Below are 23,317 nucleotides of genomic sequence, written 5' to 3' on the forward strand. Positions count from 1 at the left end.
GCGCACCGCCCTCGTTCGTGAGGCGTATATAGTCGCCACCCTGACAAACTGTCAACACCGATCTCAGATGTTTTTGAATTTTTTGCGACAGAAATTTCAGGCCCGATTTGTCGATAGCTGGCTGCCGTTGGGGAACAGGACGTCAAGGAGTATCCAGCCACGAAGGAGCCCTATTGCCGCCGCATTGCCGTTCGACACCAGCACCAACAAAGCGGGCGCAGCGCAGCGGCGCGGTGCCTCTTTTGAGAGCCTCATATAGAGGTGTGCGATGAGCCCTCGATAGGGGGAACGCCGCCCTCTTTGCAGAGCGCTCTATAAGAGAAGCGCGCGAGGGGAATTCGACCGGGGCCCGAGGCTTCGTTGACTTAACCTGCCGTGACAGGCAAATGTCATGGCCACAACAAAAGCGACAAGCCGTTCCGCCCGGGGAAAAAGCAGCCTTTCTGGATGCCAGATACGGAAGATGTCATAGCCGAACTCGGCAACGAGCCGCCGCTTATTGCGGACGGCCGCAGTGGCCCCCCCGACCGGCGCGAGGTTTCCGCGCGCTGGCTGTCGGGCACGTTTTTGACCGGCGTGACCTCAAGCGTGCTGATGGGCGTGGCGCTGTTCGCCGCCCTCGACGGGCGCCAGCAACTGGCGACGCCACCTGAGATCGCCGAACTGATCGGCCTCGCCGGCAATGGCGATTCGGGCGAGATGGCCAAGACCACCAGGCTGGTGGCGCCACGCCAGATCGCCAAGGCCAAGGATCGTCGACGCATGGAAGTGTCGATGGTCACCAAGGTCGGCGACCGCGATGTCATCCACACCATGCCTTTCGTGCAGATCAAGATGGCATTGGCGGCCGGCCATACCACCAACCGACCCTACCCGCCCTTTGATCCGATGCAGGTGTTCGGCGACGACGGTGACGACGCATCGGCGCAACCGGCGACGGCCGCCGCTACGCCGGGCCAGATCTACGGCACCAAGGTCGAAAGCGAAATGAGCCTGAAGACCGTCGATTTCCCCATTGAAACGGCTTCCTTCGATGAAAAGAGCGACCTTTCCGCCGACGAGGTGGAAAAGGTAGTGCGCGAGGCCGGCACCGATCTCAGCGACGGCGCCGTCCAGGTCGCTTCGCTCCACTATGTCGACCCGCAGCGATTTGGCGAGGCCTTTGCCGAGAGCATGGCCGGCTCCTACGACGTCAGGATCGTGCCGGAAAACGTTTCGGTCGCGCCGCGTGCCAACGCCGACGATCAGGCACCGGCCTTCGCCGAGGAAATCATCCCTTTCACCAAGGATCTCGCCATCACGGAAGCCTTCGCAGATTCGGGCTATACGGGCGAGGACGCCGCAGGCATGGCCGAGGCGATCACCAAGCTCTTGAATGCCCCGGCGCTCAAGGCTGGAACCGTGCTGCGTGTCGGTCTCGAGGTTCATGGCGACGCCGCCAAGGTCGTGCGCACCAGCGTCTACGACCGGACCCAGCATATCGTCACCATAGCGCTCGACGATCGCGGCCAGTATGTGCCCGCGCAGGAACCGGAGCCCAATCCGGAGTTGCTGACGGCGTTCGATGATTCGTCGGCGCCGGTGGTGGTGCGCGGTAACCTGCCCAACGTCTATGACGGTATCTACCGTGCCGCCTATTCCTACGGCATGTCCAAGGCCATGACGCAGCGGCTGATCAAGCTGTTGGCCTCAGACGTCGACTTCCAGTCCCGCCTCAACCCGGCCGACCGTCTCGAAGTGCTGTTCTCGCAGCCCGACGGCGACGACCAGACCTCGGACAATTCCGAACTGCTTTACGTCTCGGCGACCTTCGGCGGACAGACGCGCAATTTCTACCGCTTCCAGATGCAGGACGGCAGCACGGATTATTTCGACGAGGACGGCTCGAGCGCCCAGCAGTTCCTGTTGCGCAATCCGTTGCCCGCCGGAAAGTTCCGCTCCGGCTTTGGCGCGCGCAGGCACCCGATCCTCGGCTATGTCCGCATGCATACCGGCGTCGACTGGGCAGCCCCCATCGGCACGCCGATCATCGCCGCCGGCAATGGCGTCATCGAGAAGGTCGGCTGGGCCGGCGGCTATGGCAAGCAGATCATCATTCGCCATGCCAACGGCTATGAGACCTCCTATAATCACCAGAGCGCCTTTGCCAAAGGCATCGAACCGGGCGTTCACGTCCGCCAGGGCCAGACCATCGGCTATCTCGGCCAGACCGGCCTCGCCACTGGCCCGCATCTTCACTACGAGTTGATCGTCAACGGCACCAAGGTCGATCCGATGCGCGTCCGCCTGCCGGTCGGCAAGGTGCTGAAGGGCGACGACCTTGTCGCCTTCAAGCGTGAACGCGAGCGCATCGACGACCTGCTGAAGCAGGAAGACAGTGATTCGCTAAAGGTCGCGAGCGCCAAGATCGAAGGATAGTTCCTTCGATCCACCCGTCAGTCGCGAGGATTTTCGGCGGGCCGGCGCCATGGCAATGATTCGCCTGAAATCGTCATCCAGGCGATGACAGCCGAAAGCAAGCAAAGCAGCGCCGTTACAAAGGAAACAGCCGAGAATGCGGCGTCGCTGGCGGCAAGCCTTGCCGCGTCGACAGCCGGGGCCAGTCCGGTCGACGCCGGTTCACCGAACCCCGGCACGCCGGGCAAGGCGCTGCCATCCAGGGCCTTCGCGTAGACCCAGGCGGCAAGCGACCCCATAGCAGCAACCGCGATCAGGCCGCCTATGCGCGAGACGGCATTGTTGATACCGGAGGCCGCGCCCGTATCCTTGTCTTCCACCGCCGTCATGATCGCGGTCGACAGCGGCGACACCACCAGCGCCATGCCGAACCCCATCAGCGCCATCAGCGGAAATGTTCCGGTCCAGAAATTGTGGATACCGGCATGCGTCAACAAGCCAAGCCCGGCGAAGGCGAAGGCAACCACCAGACTGCCGCTGGCGATCGGAAAACGCGGTCCGATCCGGTCGGACCACTGGCCGACAGGCCCAGACAGCAGTGCGATCAATGCAGACAGCGGCAGGAAGATGAAGCCGACCTCGGCCGTGCTCAGCCCCCAGCCGGCGATCAAAAGCATGGGCAGGTAGAAAAGATTGGCCGACAGCGCGAAATAGAGGAAGAAGGTCGCGAGATTGGCGCCGGCGAAGGCGCCGATGCGAAACAGATTGAGATCGATCATCGGCTCGCGCTGCCGGCGCTCGTAGAAAATGAAGACGAAAAGCAGGACTACGCCGGCAACGATTGCCGAACCCGACATGAATCCGGCAGCCTCCGCGTTCATCGCCGTCAGCCCGTAGGCCAGCAACCCGAAGGCCAGTGTCGCCAGCGCCGCGCCGCCAAGATCGAGGCTGCGCTTTTCGGTCGGCCGATCCGCCGGGATCTTGGCGAGCAGCAGGTAGATCGAAACCAGCCCAAGCGGCAGGTTGATGGCAAATATCGCACGCCAGATTCCATTGCCGAGGGTCGACAGCACGAAACCGCCCAGCACCGGACCGAGCGCTGTCGTCAGCGCCGAAGCGGCGGCCCAGATGCCGATTGCGCGGCCGCGCTCCTTTTTCGGATAGGCCTTGGCGATGATGGCAAGGCTGCCCGGCACCATGATCGCCGCGCCGACGCCCTGGATTGCACGAAACGCGATCAGCACCGCCGGATTGGGCGCCAGCGCGCAGGCCAATGAAGCGGCGATGAACAGCGCGATGCCAGCGACGAATGCGCGGCGCAGGCCGAAGCGGTCGCCCGCAGCACCGCCGGCAAGGATGAGCGCCGAAAGCGTCAGCGCGTAGGCATTGGATATCCACTGTGCTTGCGCCAGGCTGGCGCCGAGATCGACGCGGATTGCCGGCGTGGCGATGGCAAGGATCGAACCGTCGATGAAACCAAGCGCTGAAGCCAGGATCGCGGCGATCAGCACATAGCGCCGCTGCGACTGCGGGCAGAACGTACCGTTGGCGGTCGGCGGCGGGACGGCAGCGGCTTTGCTCGGTGAATGCATGCAACCTGCATAAACCCGCAGCGCGCCCGCAACAACCAGCCAGCGGTCCCGGTCGTTGAAACCAGCTGCGCTGCGACCTGGCCGCATTGGCAGGTGCCGGCTCACCCAGGTGCAAACAAATACCGGCATGCTAAGCTTTGCACGCGGCATCGGACGGGAGCCGATCAGACAGGAGAGAAAATCGATGAAGCGACCGCTCGAACCATCCCAGTCCGGGCTCCACCGCGTCGTCGGGCTGACCGACGGCGTCTTCGCCATCGCGCTGACCCTGATCGTTCTGGAGATTCGTGTGCCGACGCACGAGGCGATCCATTCCGAAGGCGATCTCATCGACGCCGTCCTGGCGTTGGCGCCGCGCTTCCTGACCTATGCGCTTTCCTTCCTGACGCTGACCATCTTCTGGTTCGGCCAGCAGGCGCAGCATGGGTTGATCACCAGATCCGACAGGCGGCTGGCGACGCTCAATTTGTGCTTTCTCGCCTTTATCGCCCTGTTGCCGTTCTCGACCGATCTTCTGGCCGACTTCCTTGAGTTCAGAACCGCGGTCGCCGTCTATTGGCTCAACCTGCTGATGCTCGGCGTCACTCTGATCGCCAGCTGGCACTATGCGGAGAAAAATGGCTTTCTGGCGGATGATGTCGACGCCGAAACCAAACGCACGGTCCACCTGCGCATCGTCAAGGCGCAGCTTCTGTGGGCGGTCGGCGCCCTGCTCTGTCTGGTTACCCCGCTGCTCAGCGTCGGCTTCATTCTCATGGTGCAGCTGATTTATGCCGCGACACCGAGCGCGAAATGGTTGCGCAGGATTATCGGGTAGAGCAATTCCAGGAAAAACGTGGCGGTTTCCCGAGAAAAACGTGTAGCGCTGGAGCGGCTCGGAAGTCTATCGAACACTGAACCGCTCTAACCAGCGACGAACGCCGCATGGTCTCAGTCGACGAATTCCACCGTCACGCCGGGCGAAACCAGCTTGGCCAGTTCGCGGGCATCCCAATTGGTCAGCCGCACGCAACCATGGCTTTCGGTCTTGCCGATCTTCGAGGGATCCGGCGTGCCATGAATGCCGTAGGTCGGCTTGTCCAAGGCGATCCACACCGAGCCGACAGGGCCGTTCGGGCCGGGCGGAATGGTCAGGACCTTGTTGTTCTCGCCCTGTTTGAAATTGATGTTGGGATTGTAGGTGTAGTTCGGATCGAGCGCGACACGGGACACGGCATGAACGCCGGACGGCGACGGCGTGTCGGACGAGCCGATGGTGGCGGGATAGGCCGCGACCAGCTTGCCCGCCGCATCATAGGCAAAGACCTCTTTCTTGCCCTTGTCGGCGACGATGCGAGCCACCGGCGTCGACACCAGTCTGCCAAAATTGGCGACCTTGATGATCGTTCCGGGACGGTTGAAATTGGCTTCCGGGTTGAGCGCCTTGAGATAGTTCTCGTCCATGTGGAAGCGCTCGGCAAGCGCTTCGGCGACGGACGTATAGCCCATGCGGTCGAGCTGCGCCTTCTGGCTGTAATCTTCCGGGATCGACGCGACGTAGGGGCCGGCCGCATCCTCGGGAGTGATCGTGTAGTTGGCCAAGGCATCGCCGCCCGATTGTGCAAGGGCCGCCTGGATGCCGACGGCGTCGGTCGATCGCAGATTGCTGCCGGTGATCTGGTTGTAGGCCGCCAGCGCCTTGTCGACATTCGAACCGAAGCGTCCGTCGATGACGCCAGGCGAAGCGCCGCCGCGATCAAGCAGCACCTGCAGAGCCGCGACATCCTGGCGTGCTCCGAGCGAAAGCGACGGGTCGACCACAGTCTTGCCTCCCGCCTTCGGCGGTAATCCCGCCTCGTCTGCGGGCGCCGGCTGCGCGGCGGGAGCCGTGGGCTGGGCCGGCTCTATCGAGGCCTCGTTCAGCGGCTGGCGCTTGATGGAGGGCGGCGTTGCCGGCTGCGGCACTTCCGGATAGTTGTCCTCGTCGCCGCCGGGGGCCGGCGGGTAGGCCTCGACGGAATTGTCGCCATAGGGATCATATTCCTGGACGGGCGGCGCGATGACCCGGCCTTCGTCTTCCATCTGCCTGCGGCGGAAGCGTGCCATGTCTTCCGGATCGTCGAGATAGTAGCGGTCGTCGTCGGCGGGGACGCGGCCGAGTTCGCGCAGCCGTGTCTCGCGGCGCAGCGCGCGTCGGTCGAGCCTGGTCTGCGGCGGTTGGATGGCGATGACCTTGCCCGTGTCCGCATCGACGATGACGCGGTTGCCCCTGGCGTCGTAATAGATGTCGAGATTGCCGTCCTGGGCCAGCAGGATGCCGCCGTCATCAGCGGGGCGGACGACCCGCGGCGAAGCGTCCTCGGTCGGCGCGGCGAACGCGCTTGAAAACGCCAGTCCGGCCGCAAGTGCCGAAAGGGTGAAGATCGTCCGCAACATGGTGGGCAAACTCTCCGGTCCGTAATTGCCGTGGCCGGCGGCTTCCGCGCGTAGCGAGTCCTTCGCCAGCGAACCACCGCCCGACCATAAGGTTCCAATATGAACCGGGCATGAAGATGGCGGTTTTCCGGCGCCTCGAGGAATATCAGCTAAATGCATATCGTCCAAAAGCGGCCCGGTTTGGGGTGAACGACATGCATAGAACAAAGAGCTAAAGCGCGTCGCCTGAATCCGTCGAACGTGACGCGCTCTAGCCTCCGGCAAGTCCCAGTTCCTTTCGCGCCTGCTTCGTCAGCTTCAGCGCGACAAGACGATGGCTCTCGCGCAGATAATCCTTTAGCGCGCCATCATCCATGCTCTAGCTTGTCTGGCGCTGGATCCATTTCATGCCGCGTGAGGCAAGGTAGGGTGCGGGCCGCAAGCCCGGCTGCTCCTTCAGCACATCATAGGCAATATCGGAACATTTGAAGGTAATGGAAGGGTCGCGGCCCTCGCTCCAGCCGCCGATGGCAAAGACCTTGGCGCCGACCTTCCAGACATGGGCGCCGCCCCACTGGACGACATGCGATGTGGCGGGCAGCGAGGCGCAGAAGCCGTTATAGTCGTCCAGCGTCATGCGCGCTCCTGCCGAATGACATGAAAAAAACCGCGCGCCCTGCCCGGCGCGCGGCGTTCAATCAGGCTGCCGCTTCGGTCGCGACGACCGTCGGCTTCGAACGGAAGTTCAGCCGGTCGGAGCCGGCCGTTACCTTGACGGTCGAGCCGTCGAGGATCTCGCCGAGCAGGATCTTCTCAGCCAGCGGATCCTGCAGGTCCTTCTGCATCACCCGCTTCAACGGCCGCGCGCCATAGGCAGGGTCGTAACCCTTGGATGCCAGCCAGTCGATCGCCTCCTGGTCCAGCGACAGCGTGATCTTGCGGTCGACCAGCAGGTTTTCCAACCGCTTGAGCTGGATTTCGACGATGCGGCCCATATCCTGCCGGCGCAGCCGATGGAACAGGATCACCTCGTCGACGCGGTTGAGGAACTCCGGCCGGAACGACGCCTTGACGACGTTCATCACCTCGTCGCGAACCTGGTCGACATCCTGGTCCTCGCCCAGATTGACCAGATATTCGGCGCCGAGGTTCGAGGTCATGATGATCAACGTGTTGCGGAAGTCGACCGTGCGGCCCTGCCCATCGGTGAGCCGGCCGTCGTCGAGCACCTGCAGGAGCACGTTGAACACGTCGGGATGCGCCTTCTCGATCTCGTCGAACAGCACGACCTGGTAGGGCCGGCGCCGCACCGCTTCGGTCAGCGCGCCGCCTTCCTCATAACCGACATAGCCGGGAGGCGCGCCGATCAATCGGGCAACCGAATGCTTCTCCATGAACTCCGACATGTCGATGCGCACCATCGCGCTCTCGTCGTCGAACAGGAAGTTCGCCAGCGCCTTGGTCAGTTCGGTCTTGCCGACGCCGGTCGGGCCGAGGAACATGAACGAGCCGATCGGCCGGTTCGGATCCTGCAGGCCGGCGCGGGCGCGCCGCACTGCCTTGGAAACCGCTTGCACCGCTTCGCCTTGGCCGACGACGCGCTTGCCGATCTCGTCTTCCATACGCAACAGCTTGTCGCGCTCGCCTTCCAGCATCTTGTCGACCGGAATTCCGGTCCAGCGCGAGACGATGTGGGCGACATGATCGGGCGTGACCACTTCCTCGACCATGCCGGCCTTGCCGTCCTGGGCCTCGGCTTCCTTCAGCTTCTTTTCCAGTTCCGGGATCTTGCCGTAGGCAAGCTCGCCGGCGCGCTGGAACTCGCCCTTGCGCTGGGCGATGGCCAGTTCGTTGCGCGCCTCGTCAAGCTGCTTCTTGAGATCGGCGGCGAGCCCGAGCTTCTGCTTCTCGGCCTGCCACTTCGAGGTCATCTCGGTCGATTCCTCCTCGAGGCTGGCGAGGTCCTTCTCGAGCCGGGCAAGCCGGTCCTTCGAAGCCTCGTCCTTCTCGACCTTCAGCGCTTCGCGCTCGATCTTGAGCTGCATGATGCGGCGGTCGATCTCGTCCAGAGCTTCGGGCTTGGAATCGACCTGCATGCGAAGCCTCGAAGCGGCTTCGTCGACGAGGTCGATCGCCTTGTCCGGCAGGAACCGGTCGGCGATGTAACGGTTGGACAGCGTCGCCGCCGCGACCAGCGCCGAATCGGAAATGCGCACCTTGTGGTGCTGTTCGTATTTCTCCTTCAGGCCGCGCAGGATCGAGACCGTGTCTTCCACCGTCGGCTCCTCGACGAAGACCGGCTGGAAGCGGCGGGCGAGTGCGGCATCCTTCTCCACATGCTTGCGGTATTCGTCGAGCGTGGTGGCGCCGACGCAGTGCAGTTCGCCGCGCGCCAGCGCCGGCTTCAGGAGGTTGGACGCATCCATGGCGCCGTCGGCCTTGCCAGCGCCGACCAGGGTGTGCATCTCGTCGATGAACAGGATGATCCCGCCGGCAGCGGCAGTGACCTCGGAAAGCACGGCCTTCAGCCGCTCCTCGAACTCACCGCGATATTTGGCGCCGGCGATCAGCGCGCCCATGTCGAGCGCCATCAGCTGCTTGTCCTTCAGCGATTCCGGCACGTCGCCATTGACGATACGCAGCGCCAGGCCTTCGGCGATCGCCGTCTTGCCGACGCCCGGCTCGCCGATCAGCACCGGATTGTTCTTGGTGCGGCGCGACAGCACCTGGATGGTGCGGCGGATCTCGTCGTCGCGGCCGATGACCGGATCGAGCTTGCCGGCGCGGGCATCGGCGGTGAGATCGCGCGCGTATTTCTTCAGCGCGTCATAGCCCTGTTCGGCATTCGCCGAATCGGCGGTGCGGCCCTTGCGGACGTCGTTGATCACCTGGTTGAGCGCCTGCGCGGTGACGCCGGCCTTGGCCAGTATGTCTGATGTCTTGGCCGATTTCTCGACTGCCAGCGCCGTCAGCAGCCTTTCGACCGTGACGAAGCTGTCGCCGGCCTTCTTGGCCAGTTCCTCGGCCGTCGAAAACACCTTGGCCAGCGGCTGTGCCAGATAGAGCTGGCCGTTGCCGCCCTCCACCTTGGGCATTGCTTCGAGTGCCGTCTCGATGCCGAGCTTGACGTCGCGGACGCTGCCGCCGGCGCGCTCGATGAGCGACGCAGCCAGACCCTCGTCGTCATCGACGAGCACTTTCAGGATATGTTCGGGGGTGAATTGCTGGTGGTTGCGCGAGAGCGCCATGGTCTGCGCGGATTGGATGAAGCCGCGCACGCGCTCCGAGTATTTCTCGAGATTCATACCTGTCTCCTTCCATCACCGGCCCGCTTTGCGGCACCGGATCAGATTGCGGTGACGGACCCGCCCGTTGGAGCCGGGTCCAGTTGAGGCTGATATGGTGCGCAACCCGCGAACCCTCAAGACGTCTCGATGGCTGCGAAAGCATAATATTCCACAGCCGCGCAAACGAAAACGGCGGAGATTTCTCTCCGCCGTTAAATGCATGGAAGCGTCGCCGCTCAGTTGTCGATGTCGGCGACCGCTGTGTCGGCGTTGCCATTGTCCGTTGGCGCCGCGGCCACCTCGCCAGCGCCGGCATTGTCGTTGCCGCTGGTGATCTGGTCGGCATTGCCGCGCGGGCGGCGCGGGCGCCTCGGACGACGGCTGGGACTAGTCTCCGCGGCCGTCTCATTGAGTTCGGCCTGGGCAGCGAGCCCGGCCGGCGACAGGTTCTCGAACAGCGGCGCCGCCTGCTCGACCGGCGCGGCGGATTCGGCTGGCGTGGCGACCTCGGCCTGTTCGGCCGTCTCGTTGCGCTGCTGCTGGGCACCCTGCTCGGCGGACGAACCATAATCGCCGCGCTGGCTGTTCTGGCCATAGCCGCCATTGGGGCGGCGGTCGCGATGGCGTCCGCCATTGTTGTCGCGGCCGCCACTGTTGCGCCCGCCATTATTATCACGATCGCGATTATCACGATCGCGGCCGTTTTCCCGGTTCAGCGCGACTTCGGCCGGCATGCCTTCGATAACCGGCTGCGGACCCGCGCCGTGGTTGATCACCGGAACCGGCGCATCCGCAACGTTGTTGCCGGCGTTGCCGGCATTGTCGAACTCGTCACGATCCTCATCGCCATCATCGTCGAATTCGTCGCGATTCTGCTGGACGTTCTGGATCGGCATCTGCGCCTGCGCGGCGGCAATGATGCGATTATAGTGCTCGGCGTGCTGGAGATAGTTCTCCGCCATCACCCGGTCGCCGGAGCTTTGCGCATCACGGGCAAGGGTGGCGTATTTTTCAGCGATCTGCTGAGCAGACCCACGGATCTTCACGTCCGGGCCGTTGCTCTCGTAGTTGCGCGTCAGGGGATTTGGCCCCTTGCGGTTGTTGTTATTGTTGTTGTTGCCGCCGCCATTGTTGTTGCGACCGCGCATGCGCCTGTTCTGCTGTTGTGGCCTCATTCGACTCTCTTCATATTGAAATTTTCGAAAACTCTTCACGAACGGTGGCGCTCATGCAGCCAGCCGTTTCGTTTCTTCACCGGCGTTCGCCCGCATCAATTGCGTTGGCGCCACGTGCCATCCTGTTCCGGTTACATCACTTGCCGGACGATTCCCGCACGAAGCTTGGGCGTCGTTTGCGCAAGAAGGCAGCTATTTCCAAGGAAAACCGAATCGCTAAGAGCACTGCCTGCTTCGTCTCATCCGGTTAAGGCGACCCTAGCCGCATTCCCCGGCATTGCCAAGCGGTTTTTTTCGCACTGCGTCAAGGCTTTCCCCGTTGAAAGACAAGAACCCTGTCGTTTCCGCCGAGGTCGCCGAACGCACCGGCGACCGCATAGCCGAACGAGCGAAATATAGCGGTGACGTCGATGTGCTGTGTGTAGCCGATCTCGACCGCAATCCTGCTTCCGGCTTCCAGAAACTTAGCCGCCTCAGCGGCGATGACCCTGTAAGGGCCCAACCCATCCGCGCCGCCATCCAGGGCCAGGCGCGGGTCGAAATCGCGGACTTCATCCTGCAGATTTCCGATGTCTTCCGATCGTATATAGGGAGGGTTTGCGACAATTACATGGTATCGGCCAGAAACTTTTTCGAACCAGTCGGACAGCAGCGTCGTGAACCGGTCGCCAAGCCCCAATTGCGCAGCATTGCGCGTTGCTGTCTTCAGCGCCCCCTCCGAGAGGTCGACCCCTATGGCAACCGCTGCCGGCACGGCGCTGAGCAGCGCCAGCGCGACGGCCCCGGTGCCGGTTCCCAGATCGAGGATGCGGCACTCGCCCTCGCGCATGACGGTTGCCCTGACGAAGGGCAGTATGGCCTCGACCAGCGTTTCGGTGTCGGGCCGCGGCTCGAGCGTTTCCGGCGACAGCGACAGCCGCAACCCGTAGAACTCCCGATAGCCTAGTATGCGGTGCACCGACTCGCCGCCCGCGCGGCGCCTCAAGGCGCGGTCGATCTGGACAAGAGCGGCGGCATCGACCGCATGTTCGGGATCGGCAATGGCCTGCGTGCGGGTCGTGCCTGAAAAGTGCTCCACGATCAGTCTCGCATCGAGCGCGGGATCATCGGCCGCGGCCAGGCGCGCTCTCGCTGCCCGCAGCAGCGGCCCCAGTGCCTGGGGCAAAGGATCAGCCATCGAGGCCGATATCGGCGAGCAGCTTCGACTGGTGGTCGGCGATCAGCGCGTCGATGACTTCGTCGAGTTCGCCCATCATCACCCGGTCGAGCTTGTAGAGCGTCAGGTTGATGCGATGATCGGTGACGCGACCTTGCGGAAAATTGTAGGTGCGGATGCGCTCTGAGCGGTCGCCGGAGCCGACCTGAGACTTGCGCGATTCCGAGCGCTCCTCGTCGGCCTTGCTGCGTTCCAGGTCGTAGAGTCGGGCCCGCAGGATCTGCATGGCCTTGGCCCGGTTCTGGTGCTGCGATTTCTCCGCCTGCACCACCATGATGCCGGTGGGCAAATGGGTGATGCGCACCGCCGAATCGGTGGTGTTGACGTGCTGGCCGCCCGAACCCGACGCGCGCATCGTGTCTATGCGGATGTCTTCGGCCCGGATGTCGATGTCGACTTCCTCCGCCTCGGGCAGCACGGCCACCGTCGCCGCCGAGGTGTGGATACGTCCGCTGGCCTCGGTCGCGGGCACGCGCTGCACCCGGTGGACGCCGGACTCGAATTTCAGATGCGCGAAAACCCCCTTGCCGGAAACCGTGGCGATGATTTCCTTATAGCCGCCGGCGTCCCCTTCGCTGGCCGATACCGTCTCGAACCGCCAGCCGCGCGAAGCGGCATAGCGCTCATACATGCGAAACAGGTCGCCGGCGAACAATGCTGCCTCGTCGCCGCCGGTGCCGGCGCGGATTTCCAGGATGGCGTTCTTGTCGTCGGCCGCATCCCTGGGCAAGAGCAGGATCTGGATGTCCTTCTGCAACGCTTCGATGCGCTCATCGACCTCTGGCAGGTCGGCCTCGGCGAGCGCCCGCATTTCGGCATCGGTGCCCTTGTCGGCGAGCATCGCCTCGAGATCGGCCTGCTCCTGCTCGGCCGAGCGCAAGGCTCTGACCTTGGCAACCATCTCCTGGAGCTCGGCATATTCCGATGCCATCTTCACATAGGCATCCGGCGCCGGGCCAGCCGACATCTGCGCTTCGAGCATTTCGAAACGCTTGACGACTTGATCCATGCGGTCGCGGGGAAGGGAGATCATTGTAAAGGTGCTATAACGGAATTGAGCGGTCGTCGGCAAAGGCCTGCAGCAGCGCCCGCATCGGCAGCCCCTGGGCCGGCGCCATCAGATTGTCGTCGAAGAACGCTTTCAACGCCTCCAGCGGCAATTCGGTCAGCATCGCCTTGACCGGACCGATCGAAGCGGGCGACATCGAGATAGAGCGGAAACCGAGGCCGACCAACGCCATTGCCGAGATCGGCTTGCCGGCGAGTTCGCCGCACAGAGTGACGGGCGTGTGGTTGCGGGCGCCGGCATCGGCGATGGTCTTGAGCACCCGCAGGAACGGCGTCGACAACGTGTCGAAGCGATCGGAAAGCTGCGTGTTGCCGCGGTCGACCGCCATCACGAACTGGAACAGGTCGTTCGAGCCTACCGAGACGAAGTCGACCGCCTTCATCAACTCGTCGAGCTGGAACAGGAGGGACGGCACCTCCAGCATCGCCCCGAGCTTGAGGCTGGTCGGCAAATGATGGGCAAAGCGCGACAGATGCCGCACCTCGCGGTCGATGATTTCGCGCGCCTGGGCGATCTCGCCAAGCTCGGTGACCATCGGCAGCATCAGCTTGAGCTCCCGCCCGCCGCAGGCTTTGAGCAGGGCGCGTATCTGGGTGCGCAGCAATCCCGGACGGTCCAGCGTCAGGCGGATCGCCCGCCAGCCGAGCGCCGGGTTCTCCTCCTGGATGGCGCCTTTGAAATAGGGGAGCACCTTGTCACCGCCGATATCGATGGTGCGGAAGGTCACCGGCTTGCCGCGCGCGGCATCGAGCACGTCGCGGTAGAGCCGCTCCTGCGCCTCGGCACGGGGAAAGGTCGAGGCGACCATGAACTGCAATTCGGTGCGGAACAGGCCGATCCCGGCGGCACCCGACTCGGCCAGTTGCGGCAGGTCGACGGCAAGCCCGGCATTCATCAAAAGGTCGACCGCAACGCCATCCTTGGTCACCGACGGCTTCTTGCGCAGTTCGCGGTAGACTTCCTGCCGGCGCGCCCGGAACCGCACCTTTTCGGCATAGGCGGCTTCGAGATCCGACTGTGGACGAAGATGGATCGCGCCTTCCTCGCCGTCGACGATGATGGCATCGCCATTTTCCGCCATGGAAACGGCGCCCTTCATCTGCCCGGCGACGGGAATGCCCATGGCGCGCGCGACGATGACGACGTGGCTGGTGGCGGCGCCATCCTCGAGCACCAGCCCGCGCAGCTTGTCCCGGGGATAGTCGAGCAGTTCGGCGGCGCCCATCGAGCGGGCGACGATGATGGCGTCCTTCGGCAGCGAGGCCGCGACATCCTCCGGCCCGCGTCCCATAAGCTGGCGCAGAAGCCGGTTGGCGAGATCGTCGAAATCGCTCATCCGCTCGCGCAGATAAGGATCGGTCATATGCAGCATGCGGGCGCGCATGTCGCTCTGCACCTTTTCGACCGCAGCTTCCGCCGTCAGGCCGTTGCGGATCGCCTCTTCCAGCCGCCGTACCCAGCCGCGGTCGTTGGCGAACATGCGGTAGGCTTCCAGCACCTGGCGGTGCTCGCCCTCGAAGGCGACGTCGCGGCGTTCCAGCATGTCGTCGATGGAGAGCCTGAGCGAACCGAGCGATGCCTCGAGCCGGCGGACTTCCTCCTCGCTGTCCTCGTTGAACAGGTTGGTGACGACGATGCGCGGCTCGTGCAGCACGACATGGCCGAGCCCGACGCCCTCATTGAAGGACAGGCCGGTGAAGCTGACGGGGCGGCGCAGGTCGAGCTCGAGGCCGGGCCTGGTCAGTCGCGCCAGATCGCCGGTGGCGATCATCTCGGCGATGACCATGGCGGTGGTTTCCAGCGCCTCGACCTCGTCGTCGCGGTAATGGCGCATGGTCTTGTTCTGCACCACCAGCACGCCCAGCGTGCGCCCTGCCCTGAGCACCGGCACGCCGAGGAAGGAATTGTAGATCTCTTCCCCGGTTTCCGGCAGGTAGGCGAAGGCCGGATGTTCCTGCGCATTGGACAGGTTGAGCGGCCGCGCGCTGGCGGCGATCGTGCCGACCAGGCCTTGCCCCAGCCTGAGCTGCGCCAGGTGCACCGCGTTCGGGTTCAGGCCTTCGGTGGCGTAGAGTTCGAGCACGGAATCGGCGCGCAGCACATAGAGCGAGCACACTTCGGCGACCATGTTGGAGGCAATGTCGCGCACGATGCGGTCGAGCCGCTCCTGCGGCTCCAGCGGCTCCTGCATGAGCTCGCGGAGCCGTTTCAGCAGAACGCGCGGGCCACTGGCCGGGTCACGCATCGCGGCTTCTTCTCCAATAGGCTTCCTGCCGGCGCAGTTTCGGCCGCCGCCGGCACGCACGCAACAACTGATTCAGTCTGCTACTGCTTATCCAGACCGTAGACGGAATGCAAAGTGCGAACCGCGAGTTCCGTGTAAGGACCGTCGATCAGTATCGAAATCTTGATCTCGGAGGTGGTGATGGCGCGGATGTTGATCGCCTTGTCGGCCAGCGCCTTGAAGGCGGTGGCGGCAACGCCGGCATGGCTTCTCATGCCGATGCCGATGACCGAGACCTTCGACATGCCGGCTTCCGACTGGACGACGTCGTAGCCGACATCGGCCTTCAGCCGGTCGAGCACGGCCAGCGCCTTGTCGACGTCTCCGGAGGGCACGGTGAAGGTCATGTCGGTAAGCTTGCCGTCCTCGGAAATGTTCTGGACGATCATGTCTACGTTGATGTTGGCCTCGGCCAGCGGCCCGAAGATGCCGGCGGCGACGCCCGGCCGGTCGCCGACACGGCGCAGCGAAATCTGCGCCTCGTCCTTGGCATAGGCAATTCCGGTGACGACCTGCTGTTCCACGATCTCTTCCTCGTCGCAAATAAGCGTTCCGGGCGGATTGAGCAAATCCCCCATTCCGGGCGCGTCGGGATCGTCGAAGGACGACCGCACGAAGGTACGCACCCTGTGCACCATGGCAAGCTCGACCGAACGCACCTGCAGAACCTTGGCGCCGAGCGAGGCCATTTCAAGCATTTCCTCGAACGATATCTTGGCCAGCCGCCGCGCCTTGGGCTCGATGCGCGGATCGGTAGTGTAGACGCCGTCGACGTCGGTATAGATGTCGCAACGGTCGGCTTTGACGGCGGCCGCGATCGCCACCGCGCTGGTGTCGGAGCCGCCACGACCAAGCGTTGCGATGCGGTTGTCCGGTCCGATGCCCTGGAAACCTGCGATGACGGCCACCTGGCCCTCGCCGAAGCGTTTGACCAGGAAAGCGCCGTCGATGTCGAGGATGCGTGCCGCGCCATGCGCGTTGTCGGTCTTGATCGGGATCTGCCAGCCCTGCCAGGAGCGGGCGTGCACGCCCATGTTCTGCAAGGTGATCGCCAGGAGGCCTGCCGTCACCTGCTCGCCGGAGGCGACGACGGCATCATATTCGCGCGCGTCGTGCATCGGCGAGGCTTCGCGCGTCCAGCCGACCAGTTCGTTGGTCTTGCCGGCCATTGCCGAGACCACAACCGCCACTTCGTGGCCGGCATCGACCTCCCGTTTGACGTGACGCGCCACATTGCGGATGCGGGCGATGTCGGCGACGGAGGTTCCGCCGAATTTCATCACGATACGCGCCATGGAAGCGAAATGCCTTTGACTGAAGCCGGCTCTGGGCCGAAAAACCGAGGAAAGCGCCCGGCTGGCGCCGGCCGCTGAATGCGCGGCCTCCTTAGCCAAAACATCCAGGCTTCGCAAGCGACGGCTCATAAGAAGAGCGCCGCGCGCGGGCTGGACGGTAACTTCATTTTGCGCAGGGCCCAACCGGCAAGGCCCCCGCGGCGACGGGCGTCAACCCGGGCGCACGATGCTTTTCCACAAATGTGGATAGTCGAGCACGAAGCCGAGTGGAGAGACCTCCAGAACCGCCTCATAGCCGAACGCCGGCGCGGCATAGGCATAGCGGGCCGCGTCGAGGCGCCTGTAGGTCTGGTCGAGCCGCGTCATTCTGAGCTCGGGAAAGGCCAGATAGGCGGCCGGCGCGGGCGTCGCCTCGCCGACGGCGAGCGCGAACCGGCGGATCGCCAGGAGGTTCGAAGCCGGCGTGAAGCCGAGGTCGACGTCGATCAGGCCGGCCACCTCCGGCTGCGGCTCGCCATCCAGCGCCCAGGAGCCGTCGGCGCGGCGTTCGATCCCCAGGGAAAGCTCTTGCGGGCCGAGAAAGCCCTCGACCCGTGCCGAGCGCGTGTGCCAGCCGGCATCGCAATCCACCTCATAGGCGATGCAACACGGCTTGTCGTCTTGCAGGAAGATGGCCTGCCCCTTCAGGCGGTGCCCGCCGGGCCGCTGCGAGAGCATGCAGGAATCGTGACCTTCAAGGTCGAGCCTGCGCCAAAGGATCGATGCGGTCTGAATCACGGCCATCTCCTTTTCTCAACACGATTTTCCTTTTTTCGCACGCCGCCGCTTTTTTGTTTCGGCCGAGGTGCCCCCGAGCTGACATGTCCTGACAGGGCACCGCCGGCAATAGAGGGCGCTTGTCGGCAGTGCCGGCCCGCGTACCGTCAGCAGGCGAAAATGCAGCCTTGACTTTCCCACCCCCACGCCCGACTTGCTAGCGTCCGAGGAGACCAATCGATGCCAGAGCCCCGACGATCGACGATCGATGCCGGAGAAGTGGAGCGCTTTTCCGCCCTTGCCGCCGAATGGTGGAACCCGAACGGCAAGTTCCGGCCGCTGCACAAGTTCAACCCCATCCGGCTTGCCTATATACGCGACCAGGTGGCAACGCGCTTCGGCCGCGATCCGCGCGCGGCACGGCCATTCGAGGGCCTGCGCTTTCTCGACATCGGTTGCGGCGGCGGCCTGCTGTGCGAGCCGATGGCGCGGCTTGGCGCCGAAGTGGTCGGCGCCGATGCTTCCGCCACCAATATCGAAGTGGCCAAATTGCACGCCGCCGAAGTCGGCGTGACGATCGACTACCGCGCCACCACGGCCGAGGACCTGGCCGACGCTGGCGAAAAATTCGACGTTATTCTCAATATGGAAGTGGTCGAGCATGTCGCCGACATCGACCTGTTCGTCGCCAAATGCGGCGAGATGGTCAAGCCCGGCGGCATCATGTTCGTGGCCACGATCAACCGCACGCTGAAGGCGCTAGGGCTGGCCATCATCGGCGCCGAATATGTGCTGCGCTGGCTGCCGCGCGGCACTCATCAGTTCGGCAAGCTGGTGCGCCCGGAAGAGCTGGAAAAGGCGCTCGGCGGCGCCGGCCTGACCGTCATCGACCGCACCGGCGTCGTCTACCACCCGCTCGCCGACCGCTGGCAGCGGTCGAAAGACATGGACGTCAACTACATGGTGCTGGCGGAAAAGGGCACGGTCTGAACCGGCTCACGCCGCCTGACTCTGCGCCCTCGCGCTGGTCCGGCTTTGCGCCTTGGTGGTGATGAACACGCCGGCCGTGATGATGACAGCGCCTGCCCAGGTCAGCAGCTGATAGTGCTCGCCGAGGAAGATCGTGCCGGCAAACAGCCCGACGGCCGCCGCCACATAGCCGATCTGGCTGAGATAGACCGGGCCGCCCACCGCCTGCAGCCGGAAGAAGAAGGCAAACATTGCCGAAGCCGACGCCATCTGCGCGACGACCACAAGCGGTACCGCGCCCAGCGGAACAAACGCTTGCCAGCCGAAAAGCATCAGGATGCCGAGGAGAAGCAAGGTCGCCGACGCCAGATGGCTGCCCACGGCAAGCTCGATCGGGCCGGTTCCTTCGGGCCAGTCGACGGTGCGGTAGATGTTGCCTGCGGCAAGGCTGACCGGGATCAGCAATCCGATCGTTACCCAGAAATAATCGGCCGGTTGGCCGGCCTCGCCGCGTGTGAGCGCGACCATGACCGCACCGATGAAGCCGACGGCAATGCCGATCACACCGAGCAGGTTGGGGCGCCGCACGCCAAGCACGATCGAGAACACGAGCGTGATCACCGGCGACAGCGTGAACATGATGCCCGTGTATCCCGCACCGAGATGCGGGATGGCCGAAAACATCAAGAGGTTTGGAAAGGCATAAGACACTGCCGCCGTGACGAGGAAATAGCGCAGCTTGCGCACCGTTAGCTTGATGCGCTCGCCACGCAGCAGGAGAGCCAGCAACAGCACGCCGCCAGCGCCGAGCGAGATGACGAAGGCCCAGACCATGGCTGGAACGCCGGCGGCGGTCGCAAGCTTGCCGAACGGCAGCGTCAGGCCAAGCAGAGCGCCTGTCACGACCAGCAGGCCAAGCGCCGAATCCCAGAGAAATTTCATCTGATGGTCCTCGTCATCGTCGCCGGCACTTGGCCGCCACTTCATTTTCCGATAAGATAACGAAAAGATTCTTAACGTCAAGATACATGGGCGGAATAGATGGACAGGGCGGCAAAAGCGATCGAACAATGGAACAGGGAGCGGCCGGACCTTGACGTCTCGCCGATGGGCGTGATCGGGCGGTTGAATGAAGCGTCCTCGCTGATTGCCCGCGAGCGCCTCGCGCCGTTGTTTGCGCGCTATGGATTGCAGGCCGGCGAATTCGACGTGCTGGCTACGTTGCGCCGCTCGGGCGCGCCCTACGCGCTGACCCCGACCGCCCTTTACGAGGCGACGATGGTGACCTCGGGCGCCATGACCAACCGGCTCGACCGGCTCGAAACCTCAGGGTTGATCGTGCGCGGTCCGCATCCCAACGACCGGCGCGGCATCGTCGTGCGGCTGACTGAAAAAGGTCTCGCTTTGATCGACGAGGCCGTTGCTGCCCATGTCGCCAACGAGCACGAGATCCTTTCCGGCCTGACGCAAGCCGAACGGGAAACGCTTTCGCGCCTGCTTGAAAAATTGATCGGCAGCGTGAGCTGACCGCTCAGTTCCGATCCTCTGGAAACACCGGGATCGGCATGAACTCGACGCCGTCCTCGGCCAGGCTCTTGGCCTCCTCCAGCGTCGCCTCGCCATAGATGCCGCGCGGGTCGGTCTCGCCGAAATGGATCTTGCGCGCCTCCTCGGCGAATTTGTCGCCGACATAATCGGCATTCTCGCGAACCTTCTCGGCCATTGCCTTCAGTTGCGCCAGCGCCTGCTTCTGCGCCTCGCCCATGGCGAGCGCTATCGTTTCCTGCTTGCGCGCCGTCGACACGGCCGGCGCCATCAGGGCTTTCTCCACCTTGCGCGAGCCGCAGGTCGGGCAATCGACGAAGCCACGCTTCTTCTGCGTGTCGAAATCGTCATTGCTGCGGAACCAGCCCTCGAACTCGTGCTCGTTTTCGCAGATCAGGGAGAAGCGGATCAAGAGGCCGCTCCCCTGAGACGCGATGCCTCGGACGAACCGGCATTGACGGCGAAATCCCGCGCATTTTTCAGATTGGGGATCTTCTTGCGAGCCGCCAGCGACTGCGCCGGGTCGATCTCTGCGACGATCACCGCCGGCTCATTGTGCGCCGCCTCCGCGATGACGCGGCCCCAGGGATCGATGATCAGCGAGTGGCCATAGGTTTCGCGGCCGTCCTCGTGAAGGCCGCCTTGCGCAGCGGCCACGACGTAGGCGCCGTTCTCGATGGCGCGGGCCCTGAGCAGCACGTGCCAATGCGCCTCGCCGGTTTGGCGGGTGAAGGCGGCGGGCACGGAAAGCAGGTCGGCGCCGGCCAGCGCCTCGGCGCGGAACAGTTGCGGAAACCGCAGGTCATAGCAGACGGCAAAGCCCAGCTTGGCGCCTTCGATGGCCGTGACGACCGCCTCCGTGCCGGGCTCGTAGGTAGCGGATTCGCGCCAGCTCTCGCCGTTGTCGAGATCGACGTCGAACATGTGGATCTTGTCATAGGACGCGAGCGTGGCGCCGTCCGGTCCGAACAGCAGCGCGCGGTTGGCGAGCTTGCCGTCGGCGCGCAGGATGGCGGTCGAGCCGACATGCAGGTGGACGCCAAGTTCGCGGGCCAGTCGGCGGGCGGTCGCGACGATGATGTCCTTGTCCTCTGAGGTGAAAGACACGGCCTTCTTGTCGCGCACCAGCGCTCCGGTCATTTCCGGTGTCTGGATGTAGCTGGCCCCCTGGCCGGCTGCTTCGCGCACCAGCCGCTCGAGCTCGATTGCGTTGCGCTCTGGCCTCTCGCCCGAACGCATCTGGATCGCGGCCGCCTTGAAAACACCCATCGTCATATCCTCAATTCGTCGAGCCATTGGCGAGCAACTTGTCCAGCCGGCCTTGCGCCTCCAGCTCGTGGAGGTCGTCGCAGCCGCCGACATGCGTGTCGCCGACGAAAATCTGCGGAAAGGTCGTGCGGCCATGGGCGCGCGAAATCATCTCCTGGCGCAGTTCCGGCGAAAACGACGCGTCATGCTCCGTATAGGCGATGCCCTTGCGCTCGAGCAGCCGCTTGGCGGCCGTGCAGTAGCCGCACATCATGCGTGTATAGATGGTGACGTCGACCATGACGAATTTCCACTGTTTGTTGCCGACTTATATAGTCGTGGACTCGTCGGCCCGAAAGTCCCCCGGCAGCACGCGTGCGAAGGTCAGCACGTCGACGGCGCCGGCCCCTGCTTTTTTCAGCGCCTTGCTGGCGGCGCGAACCGTGGCGCCCGTGGTGTAGACGTCGTCGATCAAAAGCACGCGACGGCCGGCGATCTCGATTTCCGCTTCGGCGGGCACGCGAAAGGCGGCCCGCACATTGTCCTCGCGCTGTTGCCGCTCCAGCCCGACCTGCTGGCGGGTGAGTTTCACCCGCCGCATGGCGGAAGGTGCGAAAGACAGGCCGCTCAATTCGCAAACGGCGCGCGCCAGTTCGGCCGACTGGTTGAAGCGCCGCCTGAAAAAACGCCGCCAGTGCAGTGGCACCGGCACCACGACATCCGCCTCGGCAATGAGGTCGGCGCCCGCGCGCAGCATCCAGCGCGCCATCCACGGCGCCAGGTCGGTGCGATCCTGGTATTTCAGCCCCTGCACCATCTGGCGGGCGACGCCGGAATAGGCGACGGCCGCCCGCGCCCGCTCGAAGGGCGGCGGATCGGCGATCGCCTCGGCGGACAGGAAGCCCTCTCCCATATGGTGGGTGAAGGGCGTGCCCATCACCGGGCACCAGGGCCGCTCCAGGAGGCGCAGCTTCGGCCAGCAGACCCCGCACAGAACGCCGGGCTGCGAGACATGCCTGCGGCAGCCGGCACAGACCGGCGGGAACAGGATGCGCGCCGGCCAGTTCGCCGCCGGCCGTGCAAGGTTCCTGATGTCCAGAGGCTTGATCTTGGGCATGGGATCGGCCACGTGGTGGGTGCTGCGCGCCACTATATCAACTCCATCGGGGAATGGACAAACAAGGATCTGCCCGTTTGCTGCCGATAATGGACACCTCACTGTGGCTGGCGCACAAGCGGCGCGCGCTCGATCATCCGGTCGGCGGCGCGGATTTCCTGATGCGGCGCAGTGCCGACGATCTTGCCGACCGGCTGGGTGCCGTGGAGCGCAGGTTTAGCAAGGCGGCGGTGCTGTTTTGCCAGACGTCGGCCGCAGCCGACATCCTCGCCGCGAGCGGCAAGGTGGCGGACATCGTCCGTATCGAGGCGGATGCGGCTTTCCTGGGCGATTCCGCCGGCATGGTCGCGCCGCTGGAAACCGTGCCGTTCGAGCCGCAAAGCCTCGACCTGGCGGTGTCGCTTCTTTCGTTGCAGGCCATGAACGACATTCCCGGTATGCTGGTGCAGATCCGCCGTGCGCTGCGTCCGGACGGGCTTTTCCTCGGCGCCTTCGCCGGCGCCGGCACGCTCGGCGAATTGCGTGAAAGCCTGCTGGCCGCCGAGACTGAGCTTTACGGCGGCGCCAGCCCGCGCGTCATTCCGTTCACCGACGTTCGCGACGCGGGAGCGCTGCTGCAGCGCGCCGGCCTCGCTCTGCCGGTCGCCGATGTCGAGACGGTGACGGTGCGCTATGACAGCCTTTTCAACCTGATGGCCGATTTGCGTGCCATGGGCGAAACCAGCGCGCTTGCCGATCGCAGCCGGCGGCCGGGCACACGCCAGCTGTTCGCCCGCGCCGCGCAAATCTACGCCGAGCGGTTTTCGGATCCCGACGGTCGCATCCGCGCAAGCTTTTCGATGGTCTGGATGTCCGGCTGGGCGCCCGATGCATCGCAGCAAAAGCCGCTCAAGCCGGGTTCGGCCAAGGTCTCGCTGAAGACTGTGTTGGAGCAGCCTAAGGGGCAATGACAGTGTCCGCGGACGCGGACAGC

Annotated in this window: 19 protein-coding genes and 1 pseudogene; 5 read left to right on the forward strand and 15 right to left on the reverse strand. The window is 64.3% G+C overall.

The window, feature by feature from the left end:
* Positions 1-447: 447 nt before the first annotated feature.
* A complete protein-coding gene (locus LB533_RS29160) occupies positions 448-2,418 on the forward strand; it encodes a M23 family metallopeptidase (protein WP_181169393.1) in 1,971 nt (656 codons plus the stop codon).
* Positions 2,419-2,435: 17 nt separating this feature from the next.
* Here the strand turns inward: LB533_RS29160 and LB533_RS29165 are convergent, their stop codons facing one another.
* Positions 2,436-3,989 (reverse strand): MFS transporter, encoded by a 1,554-nt coding sequence (locus LB533_RS29165; RefSeq protein WP_140640360.1) that lies wholly within the window; start codon positions 3,987-3,989, stop codon positions 2,436-2,438.
* Positions 3,990-4,173: 184 nt separating this feature from the next.
* On the opposite strand from LB533_RS29165, the gene LB533_RS29170 reads away from it, so the two are divergent.
* Positions 4,174-4,806, forward strand: coding sequence for a TMEM175 family protein (locus tag LB533_RS29170; RefSeq protein ID WP_140640358.1), 633 nt, complete (start codon positions 4,174-4,176; stop codon positions 4,804-4,806).
* Between the two features lie 113 nt (positions 4,807-4,919).
* Here LB533_RS29170 and LB533_RS29175 read toward each other — a convergent pair whose 3' ends face one another.
* From LB533_RS29175 to LB533_RS29215, 9 genes and pseudogenes are all read right to left on the reverse strand, one after another.
* A complete protein-coding gene (locus LB533_RS29175) occupies positions 4,920-6,404 on the reverse strand; it encodes a L,D-transpeptidase family protein (RefSeq protein ID WP_224678812.1) in 1,485 nt (494 codons plus the stop codon).
* 250 nt (positions 6,405-6,654) lie between these two features.
* A pseudogene (locus LB533_RS29180) lies at positions 6,655-7,020 on the reverse strand (MmcQ/YjbR family DNA-binding protein).
* A gap of 61 nt (positions 7,021-7,081) precedes the next feature.
* Positions 7,082-9,688 carry an ATP-dependent chaperone ClpB gene (gene clpB / locus LB533_RS29185; RefSeq protein ID WP_140500939.1) on the reverse strand — a complete coding sequence of 869 codons (2,607 nt, stop codon included), beginning with the start codon at positions 9,686-9,688 and terminating at the stop codon, positions 7,082-7,084.
* Between the two features lie 218 nt (positions 9,689-9,906).
* Entirely contained in the window at positions 9,907-10,845 is a 939-nt protein-coding gene (locus tag LB533_RS29190) for a DUF4167 domain-containing protein (protein WP_140640354.1), read from the reverse strand.
* Positions 10,846-11,149: 304 nt separating this feature from the next.
* Entirely contained in the window at positions 11,150-12,022 is an 873-nt protein-coding gene (gene prmC / locus LB533_RS29195; protein WP_140640352.1) for a peptide chain release factor N(5)-glutamine methyltransferase, read from the reverse strand.
* Complete coding sequence (prfA, locus tag LB533_RS29200; protein WP_140500926.1) at positions 12,015-13,094, reverse strand: peptide chain release factor 1; 1,080 nt, start codon at positions 13,092-13,094, stop codon at positions 12,015-12,017. The genes prmC and prfA overlap by 8 nt, the downstream gene beginning before the upstream one ends.
* 10 nt (positions 13,095-13,104) lie before the next feature.
* Complete coding sequence (gene ptsP / locus LB533_RS29205) at positions 13,105-15,375, reverse strand: phosphoenolpyruvate--protein phosphotransferase (RefSeq protein ID WP_140640350.1); 2,271 nt, start codon at positions 15,373-15,375, stop codon at positions 13,105-13,107.
* A gap of 80 nt (positions 15,376-15,455) precedes the next feature.
* Positions 15,456-16,709, reverse strand: coding sequence for an aspartate kinase (locus tag LB533_RS29210; RefSeq protein ID WP_140640348.1), 1,254 nt, complete (start codon positions 16,707-16,709; stop codon positions 15,456-15,458).
* A gap of 210 nt (positions 16,710-16,919) precedes the next feature.
* Entirely contained in the window at positions 16,920-17,486 is a 567-nt protein-coding gene (locus LB533_RS29215; RefSeq protein ID WP_411970915.1) for a putative glycolipid-binding domain-containing protein, read from the reverse strand.
* 219 nt (positions 17,487-17,705) lie between these two features.
* On the opposite strand from LB533_RS29215, the gene ubiG reads away from it, so the two are divergent.
* On the forward strand, positions 17,706-18,455 hold the full coding sequence (ubiG, locus tag LB533_RS29220; RefSeq protein ID WP_140513840.1) for a bifunctional 2-polyprenyl-6-hydroxyphenol methylase/3-demethylubiquinol 3-O-methyltransferase UbiG: 750 nt from the start codon (positions 17,706-17,708) through the stop codon (positions 18,453-18,455).
* 6 nt (positions 18,456-18,461) lie between these two features.
* Here ubiG and LB533_RS29225 read toward each other — a convergent pair whose 3' ends face one another.
* A complete protein-coding gene (locus LB533_RS29225; protein ID WP_140640344.1) occupies positions 18,462-19,376 on the reverse strand; it encodes a DMT family transporter in 915 nt (304 codons plus the stop codon).
* Positions 19,377-19,475: 99 nt separating this feature from the next.
* On the opposite strand from LB533_RS29225, the gene LB533_RS29230 reads away from it, so the two are divergent.
* Positions 19,476-19,961 carry a MarR family winged helix-turn-helix transcriptional regulator gene (locus tag LB533_RS29230; protein ID WP_140625588.1) on the forward strand — a complete coding sequence of 162 codons (486 nt, stop codon included), beginning with the start codon at positions 19,476-19,478 and terminating at the stop codon, positions 19,959-19,961.
* Between the two features lie 4 nt (positions 19,962-19,965).
* On the opposite strand, the gene LB533_RS29235 is transcribed toward LB533_RS29230, so the two are convergent.
* The 4 genes from LB533_RS29235 to LB533_RS29250 are packed head-to-tail and all read right to left on the reverse strand — an operon-like array spanning position 19,966 to position 22,356.
* Positions 19,966-20,391 carry a DUF1178 family protein gene (locus LB533_RS29235; protein ID WP_140640342.1) on the reverse strand — a complete coding sequence of 142 codons (426 nt, stop codon included), beginning with the start codon at positions 20,389-20,391 and terminating at the stop codon, positions 19,966-19,968.
* The gene (locus tag LB533_RS29240) at positions 20,388-21,248 is read right to left on the reverse strand and encodes a carbon-nitrogen hydrolase family protein (RefSeq protein ID WP_140640340.1); all 861 of its coding nucleotides are present in this window, start codon (positions 21,246-21,248) and stop codon (positions 20,388-20,390) included. The genes LB533_RS29235 and LB533_RS29240 overlap by 4 nt, the downstream gene beginning before the upstream one ends.
* Positions 21,249-21,258: 10 nt before the next feature.
* Positions 21,259-21,528 carry a glutaredoxin 3 gene (gene grxC / locus LB533_RS29245; RefSeq protein WP_140500918.1) on the reverse strand — a complete coding sequence of 90 codons (270 nt, stop codon included), beginning with the start codon at positions 21,526-21,528 and terminating at the stop codon, positions 21,259-21,261.
* 27 nt (positions 21,529-21,555) lie between these two features.
* Positions 21,556-22,356 (reverse strand): ComF family protein, encoded by an 801-nt coding sequence (locus tag LB533_RS29250; protein WP_224678822.1) that lies wholly within the window; start codon positions 22,354-22,356, stop codon positions 21,556-21,558.
* Positions 22,357-22,421: 65 nt separating this feature from the next.
* Here LB533_RS29250 and LB533_RS29255 point away from each other — a divergent pair, with 65 nt between their 5' ends.
* On the forward strand, positions 22,422-23,294 hold the full coding sequence (locus tag LB533_RS29255; RefSeq protein WP_224678813.1) for a methyltransferase domain-containing protein: 873 nt from the start codon (positions 22,422-22,424) through the stop codon (positions 23,292-23,294).
* Positions 23,295-23,317: the final 23 nt, after the last annotated feature.

This window comes from Mesorhizobium sp. BR1-1-13 (assembly GCF_020165515.1).
Taxonomy (GTDB): Bacteria; Pseudomonadota; Alphaproteobacteria; order Rhizobiales; family Rhizobiaceae; genus Mesorhizobium.

Excerpts from the sequence above, each read along its gene's own strand:
- LB533_RS29165 (WP_140640360.1), bottom strand. The coding sequence starts at position 3,989 with ATGCATTCACCGAGCAAAGCCGCTGCCGTCCCGCCGCCGACCGCCAAC.
- LB533_RS29225 (WP_140640344.1), bottom strand. The coding sequence starts at position 19,376 with ATGAAATTTCTCTGGGATTCGGCGCTTGGCCTGCTGGTCGTGACAGGC.
- grxC (WP_140500918.1), bottom strand. The coding sequence starts at position 21,528 with ATGGTCGACGTCACCATCTATACACGCATGATGTGCGGCTACTGCACG.
- LB533_RS29190 (WP_140640354.1), bottom strand. The coding sequence starts at position 10,845 with ATGAGGCCACAACAGCAGAACAGGCGCATGCGCGGTCGCAACAACAAT.
- LB533_RS29230 (WP_140625588.1), top strand. The coding sequence starts at position 19,476 with ATGGACAGGGCGGCAAAAGCGATCGAACAATGGAACAGGGAGCGGCCG.
- clpB (WP_140500939.1), bottom strand. The coding sequence starts at position 9,688 with ATGAATCTCGAGAAATACTCGGAGCGCGTGCGCGGCTTCATCCAATCC.
- ptsP (WP_140640350.1), bottom strand. The coding sequence starts at position 15,375 with ATGCGTGACCCGGCCAGTGGCCCGCGCGTTCTGCTGAAACGGCTCCGC.
- LB533_RS29240 (WP_140640340.1), bottom strand. The coding sequence starts at position 21,248 with ATGGGTGTTTTCAAGGCGGCCGCGATCCAGATGCGTTCGGGCGAGAGG.
- prmC (WP_140640352.1), bottom strand. The coding sequence starts at position 12,022 with ATGGCTGATCCTTTGCCCCAGGCACTGGGGCCGCTGCTGCGGGCAGCG.
- LB533_RS29210 (WP_140640348.1), bottom strand. The coding sequence starts at position 16,709 with ATGGCGCGTATCGTGATGAAATTCGGCGGAACCTCCGTCGCCGACATC.
- ubiG (WP_140513840.1), top strand. The coding sequence starts at position 17,706 with ATGCCAGAGCCCCGACGATCGACGATCGATGCCGGAGAAGTGGAGCGC.
- prfA (WP_140500926.1), bottom strand. The coding sequence starts at position 13,094 with ATGATCTCCCTTCCCCGCGACCGCATGGATCAAGTCGTCAAGCGTTTC.
- LB533_RS29160 (WP_181169393.1), top strand. The coding sequence starts at position 448 with ATGCCAGATACGGAAGATGTCATAGCCGAACTCGGCAACGAGCCGCCG.
- LB533_RS29175 (WP_224678812.1), bottom strand. The coding sequence starts at position 6,404 with ATGTTGCGGACGATCTTCACCCTTTCGGCACTTGCGGCCGGACTGGCG.
- LB533_RS29170 (WP_140640358.1), top strand. The coding sequence starts at position 4,174 with ATGAAGCGACCGCTCGAACCATCCCAGTCCGGGCTCCACCGCGTCGTC.